6 protein-coding genes are annotated in these 9,755 nt (G+C 60.2%); 3 read left to right on the forward strand and 3 right to left on the reverse strand.

What is annotated here, in order from left to right; genetic code table 11:
- Nucleotides 1-2 precede the first annotated feature (2 nt).
- On the forward strand, nt 3-2,084 hold the full coding sequence (gene recG, locus ACWYRJ_RS06210) for an ATP-dependent DNA helicase RecG (protein ID WP_111964292.1): 2,082 nt from the start codon (nt 3-5) through the stop codon (nt 2,082-2,084).
- A gap of 2 nt (nt 2,085-2,086) precedes the next feature.
- Here recG and gltS read toward each other — a convergent pair whose 3' ends face one another.
- Entirely contained in the window at nt 2,087-3,289 is a 1,203-nt protein-coding gene (gene gltS / locus ACWYRJ_RS06215) for a sodium/glutamate symporter (RefSeq protein WP_111964291.1), read from the reverse strand.
- A 225-nt stretch (nt 3,290-3,514) separates the two neighbouring features.
- Between gltS and xanP the strand changes: the two genes are divergently transcribed.
- On the forward strand, nt 3,515-4,906 hold the full coding sequence (gene xanP / locus ACWYRJ_RS06220; RefSeq protein WP_023309879.1) for a xanthine/proton symporter XanP: 1,392 nt from the start codon (nt 3,515-3,517) through the stop codon (nt 4,904-4,906).
- 119 nt (nt 4,907-5,025) lie between these two features.
- The gene (locus ACWYRJ_RS06225) at nt 5,026-6,729 is read left to right on the forward strand and encodes an AsmA family protein (RefSeq protein ID WP_223580867.1); all 1,704 of its coding nucleotides are present in this window, start codon (nt 5,026-5,028) and stop codon (nt 6,727-6,729) included.
- A 55-nt stretch (nt 6,730-6,784) separates the two neighbouring features.
- On the opposite strand, the gene yicI is transcribed toward ACWYRJ_RS06225, so the two are convergent.
- Together yicI and ACWYRJ_RS06235 are read right to left on the reverse strand one after the other, a co-directional pair.
- Nucleotides 6,785-9,103: an alpha-xylosidase gene (yicI, locus tag ACWYRJ_RS06230; RefSeq protein ID WP_149367279.1), complete on the reverse strand. Its 2,319-nt coding sequence runs from the start codon at nt 9,101-9,103 to the stop codon at nt 6,785-6,787.
- Nucleotides 9,104-9,115: 12 nt separating this feature from the next.
- The coding region (locus ACWYRJ_RS06235; protein ID WP_455507577.1) for an MFS transporter at nt 9,116-9,755 on the reverse strand (640 nt) is incomplete at its 5' end.

The raw sequence follows: 9,755 nt of genomic DNA on the forward strand, positions 1-9,755 counted from the left end.
CGATGAAAGGCCGCCTGCTGGATGCCATCCCGCTTAACAGCCTGACGGGCGTGGGCGCGGCGCAAAGCAATAAGCTGGCGAAAATTGGTCTGCATACCGTGCAGGATCTCCTGCTTCACCTCCCCCTGCGTTACGAAGACCGCACCCAGCTCTATAAGATTGGCGATCTCCTTCCCGCCATTTACGCCACCGTTGAAGGCGAAGTACTGAACTGCAATATCACCTTCGGCGGACGCCGGATGATGACCTGCCAGATTAGCGACGGCACCGGCATCCTTACCATGCGTTTTTTCAACTTCAGCGCGGCGATGAAAAACAGCCTGGCGACGGGCCGCAGGGTGCTGGCCTATGGTGAAGCCAAACGCGGGAAATACGGCGCAGAGATGATCCACCCGGAGTACCGCGTGCAGGGCGATCTCAGCACGCCGGAGCTGCAGGAGACGCTCACCGCGGTTTACCCGACGACCGAAGGCATCAAGCAGGCGACGCTGCGTAAGCTCACCGATCAGGCGCTGGAGCTACTGGATACCTGCGCCATTACCGAGCTGCTGCCGCCCGAGCTGGCGCAGGGCATGATGAGCCTGCCCGAGGCGCTGCGAACCCTGCACCGTCCACCGCCAACGCTGCAGCTCAGCGATTTAGAAAGCGGCAAACACCCCGCCCAACAGCGTCTTATCCTTGAGGAATTACTGGCGCATAACCTGAGCATGCTGGCGCTTCGTGCGGGCGCGCAGCGTTTCCACGCTCAGCCCTTAAGCCAGAATGATGCGCTCAAAGATAAGCTGCTGGCCTCTCTGCCGTTTAAACCCACCGGCGCGCAGGCGCGCGTCACCGCTGAGATTGAACGCGATATGGCGCTCGACGTGCCGATGATGCGCCTGGTGCAGGGCGATGTAGGGTCCGGTAAAACGCTGGTTGCCGCGCTGGCAGCCCTGCGCGCGATTTCCCACGGTAAACAGGTCGCGCTTATGGCGCCGACCGAGCTGCTGGCTGAACAGCACGCCAACAATTTCCGCGCCTGGTTCGCGCCGCTGGGGATTGAAGTGGGCTGGCTTGCCGGGAAGCAAAAAGGCAAAGCGCGACTTGCGCAGCAGGAAGCCATCGCCAGCGGGCAGGTGCAAATGATTGTCGGCACGCACGCTATCTTCCAGGAGCAGGTGCAGTTCAGCGGCCTTGCGCTGGTGATTATCGATGAACAACACCGCTTTGGCGTCCATCAGCGTCTTGCGCTGTGGGAAAAAGGCCTTCAACAGGGCTTCCATCCGCATCAGCTGATCATGACCGCCACGCCGATCCCGCGCACCCTGGCGATGACCGCCTACGCCGATCTGGATACCTCCACCATCGACGAACTGCCGCCGGGCCGTACCCCGGTCACAACGGTCGCCATTCCTGACACGCGTCGCAGCGATATTATTGACCGCGTGCGCAACGCCTGCACCCACGAAGGACGTCAGGCCTACTGGGTCTGTACGCTGATCGAGGAGTCTGAACTGCTGGAAGCGCAGGCTGCCGAAGCCACGTGGGAAGAACTCAAGCTGGCGCTGCCGGAGCTGAACGTGGGTCTGGTTCACGGACGTATGAAGCCCGCTGAAAAACAGTCGGTGATGCAGTCGTTTAAGCAGGGAGAGCTGCATTTGCTGGTCGCCACGACGGTCATTGAAGTGGGCGTGGACGTACCCAACTCCAGCCTGATGATTATCGAAAACCCGGAGCGCCTGGGCCTTGCCCAGCTCCACCAGCTGCGCGGACGTGTTGGCCGTGGCGCGGTAGCCTCCCACTGCGTCCTGCTCTACAAAGCCCCGCTCTCGAAAACCGCCCAGATGCGGTTGCAGGTGCTGCGCGACAGCAACGACGGTTTTGTGATTGCGCAAAAAGACCTGGAGATCCGCGGCCCGGGTGAACTGCTGGGCACGCGCCAGACGGGGAATGCGGAATTCAAAGTGGCGGATTTGCTGCGCGATCAGGCTATGATCCCGGAAGTTCAGCGCCTTGCGCGCCACATTCATGAACGCTACCCCGAACAGGCGGCAGCGTTAATTGAGCGCTGGATGCCGGAAACCGAGCGGTATTCCAACGCCTGATTTCAGGCAAACATTGGCAGCATCAGGTATAGCTTGATAACCAGCGCGTTGACGATATCAATAAAGAACGCCCCGACCATCGGGACCACCAGAAACGCCATGTGCGATGGCCCGAACCGTTCTGTGATCGCCTGCATGTTAGCGATAGCCGTTGGGGTTGCCCCCAGACCAAACCCGCAGTGACCCGCCGCCAGCACCGCCGCATCGTAGTTTTTGCCCATCATGCGCCAGGTGACGAACATAGCGTACAGCGCCATAAACAGGGTTTGCACTGCCAGAATCGCCACCATCGGCAGCGCCAGCGAGGCCAGCTCCCACAGCTTGAGGCTCATCAGCGCCATCGCCAGGAACAGCGAGAGGCAGACGTTGCCGAGCACCGACACCGCCCTTTCAAACACGCGGTAGAAGCCCATCAGCGCCAGACCGTTGCTCAGGATCACCCCGATAAACAGCACGCAAACAAACGTCGGCAGCTCAAACGCTGTGCCCGCCAGCCATTGCGCAACCACTTTGCCCACGGTCAGGCAGATGGCGATCATCGCGATGGTTTCAATCAGCACCAGCGAGGTGATACTGCGCCCAACGTCCGGCTTTTCAAAGGCGGTAGGCACCAGCTCATCGTCCGGCCTGCCGTCCGGCGTGGTAGAGTGCTTCACAAGATAACGCGCCACCGGGCCGCCAATCAGGCCACCCAGCACCAGGCCAAAGGTGGCACAGGCCATCGCTACTTCCGTCGCGTTTTCAAAGCCGTAGCGTTCGATGAATAGCTTGCTCCACGCGGCCCCGGTTCCGTGACCGCCCGAAAGGGTAATCGACCCCGCCAGCAGCCCCATCAGCGGATCCAGCCCCAGCAGCGTTGCCATGCCGATGCCAATGGCGTTTTGCATCAGCAGCAGCCCCACCACCACAATCAGGAATACGCCGAGCACCTTACCGCCCGAGCGCAGGCTCGCCAGGTTGGCATTCAGGCCAATGGTGGCAAAGAAGGCCAGCATCAGCGGGTCTTTCAGGGACATATCAAAATCTATTTCCCAGCCCAGGCTTTTTTTCAGCACCAGCAGGGCCAGCGCTACCAGCAGGCCGCCGGCGACGGGTTCAGGAATGGTGTACTTTTTCAGAAGGGAAACGCTATGTACCAGCTTACGACCAAGCAGTAAGACCAGCGTTGCGGCAACAAGGGTCGACAACGTATCGAGATGAATCATAGAAGGCTCCTTTTTTGCGCGTGTTCCATACACACGCGGCGTTATCCTGGGCCGGTTTGCGCTCTTCATGAGCCCCCGGCGCAAAAAGTGTAATTTTTTTTTCCGATGCGTTGTAGAAAACCTGCTCACAGCGGCAGAATTTCTTCCCTTTTTTTGCTGGCAATCGTTTGCTTTTACCAGGTGGTCAGATAAAATGCCCGCTTTTCCACCGTGGGATTGCCGCCGATGTCCGTTAACACCATAGAGTCGCCTGATGCGCAACCGATTGCGCAGAAGCAAAATAGCGAACTGATTTACCGCCTTGAAGACCGCCCGCCGCTGCCGCAAACGCTTTTCGCCGCCTGCCAGCATCTTCTGGCTATGTTTGTTGCGGTGATCACTCCGGCGCTGCTGATTTGCCAGGCGCTCGGCTTACCGGCGCAGGACACGCAGCACATTATCAGCATGTCTCTTTTCGCCTCCGGCGTGGCCTCGATTATTCAAATTAAAGCGTGGGGTCCGGTGGGGTCGGGTTTGTTGTCGATTCAGGGCACCAGCTTTAACTTCGTGGCACCGCTGATCATGGGCGGTACGGCCCTGAAAACCGGCGGTGCGGATGTTCCGACCATGATGGCGGCGCTGTTCGGCACGCTGATGCTGGCCAGCTGTACGGAGATGGTGATCTCCCGCGTTCTGCATCTGGCTCGCCGCGTTATCACCCCGCTGGTTTCCGGCGTGGTCGTCATGATTATCGGACTGTCGCTGATTCAGGTGGGCCTGACGTCCATCGGCGGCGGTTATGCGGCAATGAGCGACCACACCTTCGGCGCACCGAAAAACCTGCTGCTGGCAGGCGTGGTGCTGGCCATCATTATTCTGCTTAACCGTCAGCGTAACCCTTACCTGCGCGTCGCCTCGCTGGTGATTGCCATGGCGGCAGGCTATCTGCTGGCGTGGGCGCTGGGCATGCTGCCGGAGAACACCGCGCCGACCAACAGCGCACTGATCGTCGTCCCCACGCCTTTGTACTACGGCCTGGGCATTGACTGGGGCCTGCTCCTGCCGCTGATGCTGGTCTTTATGATCACCTCTCTGGAGACCATCGGCGATATCACCGCTACCTCGGACGTCTCCGAGCAGCCGGTATCCGGCCCGCTGTATATGAAGCGTCTGAAAGGCGGCGTGCTGGCGAACGGCCTGAACTCGTTTGTCTCTGCGGTATTCAACACCTTCCCGAACTCCTGCTTCGGCCAGAACAACGGCGTCATCCAGCTGACCGGCGTGGCCAGCCGCTACGTCGGTTTTGTAGTAGCGCTGATGCTGATCGTCCTCGGCCTGTTCCCGGCGGTAAGCGGCTTTGTGCAGCACATCCCTGAGCCAGTGCTGGGCGGCGCAACGCTGGTGATGTTCGGGACTATCGCAGCCTCCGGTGTGCGTATCGTCTCCCGCGAACCACTGAACCGCCGCGCGATCATGATTATCGCGCTGTCGCTGGCCGTTGGTCTGGGCGTTTCCCAGCAGCCGCTGATCCTGCAGTTTGCCCCTGACTGGGTGAAAAACCTGCTCTCTTCCGGCATTGCTGCGGGCGGTATCACCGCTATCGTGCTAAACCTCGTTTTCCCGCCTGAGAAAAATTGATTTCTCTCACGGCAGGCAGTCAATGCCTGCCGTGACATCGAATTACACCATTCCCGCCTTGAGGATTGCGCATAAATCGTGCATAACTCCCTTATGTGCGTTTTGCGGGATGGAAGACCATGAAATTTATTGGAAAGCTCCTCATCTATCTTCTGGTAGCCCTGCTCATTGTGATGCTGGCGCTCTATATTCTGCTCCAGACCCGCTGGGGCGCGTCTCAGGTCAGCAGCTGGGTAACGGTGAATACCGACTACGAACTCAGTTTCGACAAGATGAATCACCGCTTTTCGTCGCCTTCCCACATCATTCTGGAAAATGTCACCTTTGGTCGGGACGGTAAACCCGCCACGCTGGTAGCCAAAAAAGTCGATATTGGCCTGAGCAGCCGTCAGATAACCGATCCGCTGCACATGGACACCATCACCCTCTTCGACGGCACGCTGAATCTCTCGCCGCAGACGGCGCCGCTGCCTTTCCAGGCGGATCGCCTGCAGTTGAACAACATGGCGTTTAACAGCCCGAATACCGAATGGGATTTGAGCGCGCAGAAGGTCACGGGCGGCGTCAGCCCGTGGCAGCCGGAAGCGGGCAACGTGCTGGGGAACAACGCGCAGATTCAGATGAGCGCGGGCTCGCTGACCCTGAACGGCGTACCGGCCACCAACGTGCTGATCGAGGGCCAGCTTAACGGCAAGGAGGTGGTGCTGAAAACGATTGGCGCCGACATGGCTCGTGGCTCACTCACCGGCTCCGCCCTGCGCAACGCCGACGGGAGCTGGATTATCGACACCATGCGCCTCAACGAGATCCGCCTGCAGAGCGATAAAACGCTGACGGCGTTCTTCGCACCGCTGGGCACCATTCCCTCTTTGCAGATTGGTCGTCTGGACGTGACCGACGCCCGGCTTCAGGGCCCGGACTGGGCGGTGACCGATCTCGATTTAAGCCTGCGCAACCTGACTCTAAGCAAAGGTGACTGGCAGAGCCAGGAAGGTCGTCTGTCCATGAACGCCAGCGAGTTTATCTACGGCTCGCTGCATCTTTTCGACCCGATCCTGAATGCGGAGTTTTCCCCGCAGGGCATGGCGCTGCGTCAGTTCACCTCCCGCTGGGAGGGCGGCATGGTACGCACCTCGGGCAACTGGCTACGCGACGGTAAAGCGCTGGTGCTGGACGATGTCGCCATCGCCGGACTGGAGTACACCCTACCGCAGAACTGGAAAGCATTGTGGATGGAGCCTCTGCCGGAATGGCTGAACAGCGTCACGCTGCAAAAATTCGGCCTGAGCCGTAACCTGGTGATCGACATCGATCCCGCCTTCCCCTGGCAGATCACCTCTCTGGACGGTTATGGCGCAAACCTGCATCTGGTGAAAGATCGCCAGTGGGGTGTCTGGGGCGGGAGCGCAACCCTGAACGGCGCGGCGGCGACCTTTAACCGCGTCGACGTGCGCCGCCCGTCGCTGGCGCTGAATGCCAACGCCGCCACGGTGAACATTACCGACCTGAGCGCATTTACCGAAAAAGGCATTCTGGAAGCCACGGCGACCGTTTCACAACTCCCGCAGCGGCAGACTACGGTAAGCCTGAACGGGCGCGGCGTACCGCTCAACGTGCTGCAGCAGTGGGGCTGGCCTGCTCTGCCGATTACGGGCGACGGCAATATTCAGCTCACCGCCAGCGGCAGCGTGCAGGCGAATGCCCCGCTGAAGCCGACGGTGAATGGGAAGCTGAGCGCGGTGAATATGGATAAACAGCAGGTGCAGCAGACGATGACGGGCGGGGTGGTTTCAACACCACCCTCACCCCAGCCCTCTCCCTGAAAGGGAGAGGAAGCAAACCATTCCCTCGCCCCTTTGGGGGGGAGGGTTAGGGGAATTAAAGGTGAACCACCACCTCATCGCCCTCCGCTTTCACCACCACACCCCACTCGCTGCCCGCGTGCGAACCGCCCTTCACGCCGCTCACCTTCTGCACGTTGCGCAAGCACACCGACCAGTTTTGCGCGTCTCCCGCGCCGGTAAAGGTCACGATGTCGCCCCGACGTGACGCCTTCAGCGTAAACGCCACGGAGCCGTCCGCCGCAGGGATTTCGCTCACCGCCGTTGCGCCATCGTCCAGGTTAAACAGCTGGAAGGCCGTTCCCTCGTGCCACGCATAGTCCGGCTTCTGGTTATTGTTGCCTAGCGCCAGCAGCGTGTTGTCGCGCACGTAGACCGGCAGGCTCATGAAATCGTGCTGCTGCTTATGCCAGCGGCTGCCCTGAATTTCGTCGTTGTGCCACAGGTGCGTCCAGCGTCCTTCCGGCAGGTAGAACTGCACGTCGCCCGCCTCGGAGAACACCGGCGCGACCATCACCGAATCCCCCAGCATGTACTGGCGGTCGAGGTAATCGCACGCCGGATCGTCCGGAAATTCCAGCATCATCGCGCGCAGCATCGGCGTGCCGAACTCGCGGGCCAGCGCCGCCTGACGATACAGGTACGGCATCAGCCTGCACTTCAGCTGGGTGAAGTGGCGCACCACGTCACAGGACTCGTCATCGTATGCCCACGGCACGCGGTAGGATTTGCTGCCGTGCAGGCGGCTGTGGCTGGAGAACAGCCCGAACGCGCACCAGCGCTTGTAGACGTGCGCCGGGGCGGTGTTTTCGAACCCGCCGATATCGTGGCTCCAGAACCCAAAGCCGGACAGACCAATCGACAGCCCGCCGCGCAGGCTTTCGGCCATCGACTCATAGTTGGCGTAGCAGTCGCCGCCCCAGTGCACCGGGAACTGCTGCGCACCCACGGACGCCGAACGGGCAAACAGCACCGCCTCTTCTTCCCCCACCGTCTCTTTCAGCACGTTCCACACCAGTTCGTTGTAGATGTAGGCGTAGTGGTTGTGCATCTTCTGCGGATCGGATCCGTCAAACCACTGGACGTCGGTCGGGATACGCTCGCCAAAGTCGGTCTTGAAACAGTCGACGCCGATATCTACCAGGCCTTTCAGCTTGTCGGCATACCACCGGCACGCGTCCGGATTGGTGAAGTCATAAATCGCCAGCCCCGGCTGCCATTTGTCCCACTGCCACAGGGAGCCATCCGGGCGCCTGAGCAGGTAGCCCTTCTCTTTCAGCTCCCGGAAGATGGGGGATTTCTGGCCGATGTACGGGTTGATCCACACGCAGACCTTCAGCCCTTTCTCTTTCAGGCGGCGGATCATCCCTTCCGGATCCGGGAAGGTCACCGGGTCCCACTCGAAGTCGCACCACTGGAAGGCCTTCATCCAGAAGCAGTCGAAGTGGAACACGTGCAGCGGCAGGTCGCGCTCGGCCATGCCGTCGATAAAGCTGTTCACCGTCGCTTCGTCGTAGTTGGTGGTGAACGAGGTGGTCAGCCACAGGCCGAACGACCACGCAGGCGGCAGCGCCGGACGCCCGGTGAACTGCGTATAGCGGTTTAATACCTCTTTTGGCGTCGGGCCGTCGATCACGAAGTATTCCAGATATTCCCCTTCCACGCTGAACTGCACCTTGGAAACCTTCTCGGAGCCAACTTCAAACGAGACGTTCTCCGGATGATTCACCAGCACGCCGTAGCCGCGGTTGGTCAGGTAGAACGGGATATTTTTGTAGGACTGCTCGGTGCTGGTGCCGCCGTCGCGGTTCCAGGTTTCGACCGTCTGGCCGTTGCGCACCAGCGCGGTGAAGCGCTCGCCCAGGCCGTAGACCGTTTCCCCCACGCCCAGATCCAGACGCTCGAACACGTAATTGCGGTCGGTGTTGCTGTCCTGCACGTAGCCGTTGTTTTTCAGCTGGCTGCCGGTAATGCGCTGGCCTTTACGCAGGAAATCCAGCGCCCAGAACTCGCCTTTGGTGACGCGCACGCTGATACTGCCGCTTTTCAGCTCGGCAAAATCGGCGTTGTTTTCAATCTCTACCTTCACGTCTTTCAGAACGTTCAGCGGATAGTGCGGGCCGTTATTCAGTGCGCCCTGGAAATGTTCGATGCGCACCCCGATAATCCCTTCCTGTGGGGCAAACAGGCGCACCGTGAACATCAACGTGTCGAGCTGCCAGGTACGCTCGCGCACGTCGCGCGGCGCAACAAATACCACCAGGTCATTGCCCTGCTGCTCCACGTCGAACACCTGAACCGGATACGTCACGTTCAGGCCCGGTTGAATGAGCCAGTTTCCATCACTGATTTTCATGCTCTCGTCCTCTTAGTTCTGTAATTCTTTGCTGACCGGCAGGTTTTCAAACTCCTGCTGGTTGCGGCGCGCGCCCTGCGCCAGCTCGCCCAGGATTTTGGTCAGGAAGGGGGTTTTCAGCGTGTAGTAGCGTTTGGCGATAATGGCGCTCAGCACGTAGCAGACAGCCGGGGCCAGGGTAAACAGGCCGATAATGATGCTGATGGTCGCGCTGTTCTGGGTTTTGGCTGCCGCATCGTAGCCGCCGCCTGCCAGCATCCAGCCGATCATCGCCCCGCCCAGCGCCAGGCCGAGCTTCAGCACGAACAGGGTGCCCGCAAAGCTGATGCCGGTCAGGCGTTTGCCGTTGGTCCACTCGCCGTAGTCGACGGTATCGGACATCATCACCCACTGGATCGGCGTCACCAGCTGGTGCAATACACCAATGACGAAGATGAAACCGAACATCAGCACGGTGGCATGCATTGGCACAAAGAACATCGCCACGCTGACCACCGCCAGCGCGGCGTTGGTCCACCAGAAGATGCTGACCTTGCACTTCCAGTCGGTGAGCGGTTTCGCCAGCGCGGAGCCAATGAGGTTGCCGACGCAGTAGGTGGTGAGGAACGCGACGAACACCTCCGGCGAGCCCATGATCCAGGTGCAGTAGTAC

The sequence above is a fragment of the Enterobacter sp. genome, from assembly GCF_977039595.1.